General features: G+C 59.6%; 1 protein-coding gene. It reads right to left on the bottom strand.

Going from position 1 to position 953, the window contains the following annotated elements:
* A partial coding sequence (locus ACJ8HT_RS24110; RefSeq protein ID WP_442520148.1) for a phage protease occupies positions 1-953 on the bottom strand: 953 nt, incomplete at both ends.

Below are 953 nucleotides of genomic sequence, written 5' to 3'. Positions count from 1 at the left end.
TGCATTTCCTTCTTGGCGGCGGCGTATTCAGCCGGGGTGAGGCCAGTCAACGCAGCAACTTCAAGCTCAGTTGCGGTTAACCCGTGAGTTTCGCCGGCAGGCGGTTTACCACCGGATTGCTGAGTGGTCAGCGCCGCGATCGGCGCAGCTGCCTTGATGTAGCTGCGCAGAGCCGCAATGTCTTTCTTGCCCATCTCGCGCGCCCATTCTTCCATCGTCGGCAGCAGCTTCCCGGAGGACAGCGCCTCGGTGATCAAACCGTCCAGATCGCCGCCATCAACGCGCGCGGTCAGCGCGGCTAACTGGGTCGTCAGGTCGGTGACAACCGCAATCGGCACATACTTGGTCGGATCAACAGTGGTGCCTTTGTTGGCGGTGGCGGCGACCGTCAGCGCGGCGATTTTGTCGTCCTTGCCTTTCACCGACGCTGTCAGGGCGGTAAACATTTCCAGCAACTTACTGAGGCTCGCGGCAGCCGCATCACCTTCATTTTCTTTCGGCATATCGCCGGCCGCCTGCTGCAGCGCGGCCAGGATATCGGCCTCGGTTGCATCATCGGCAAGGCCAAGCAGCTTGCGCAGCAGCTTTAACAGCTCTTCGTTCATGGTCTTCTCCGGGGAGGGTTGAGTTGATGCCTGCACGATGAGACGAGAGGCGGCCGCCAGGACAACTTGATTCATGCCGTCCAGGGCGGGGTTATTGGTGAGCGCTGCATTCAACACCTGCAGCACCGCACCGGTTTTCTTGTCGTAGGCAAATACGGGGCTGATATAGCGGTATTCACCGCTGGCAATCATTTTGCGGGCGGCTTCTGTCCATTCGACGTTCTGGGCAAACATGCCCGCATCCGTCCAGACGGTATCGCTGCCTTTCCACCAACCGGCAGCGGGTGCCGGTTGACCGTTGCTTTCAGTCCGCAGGGTCTGGTGTTCGTAGTCGATGACGATTTTGTT

The sequence above is a fragment of the Serratia sp. CY44782 genome, from assembly GCF_052168715.1.
Taxonomy (GTDB): Bacteria; Pseudomonadota; Gammaproteobacteria; order Enterobacterales; family Enterobacteriaceae; genus Serratia; species Serratia nevei.
Note: the sequence above shows the minus strand (reverse complement) of the source record. Positions and strands in the feature narration are given on the sequence as shown.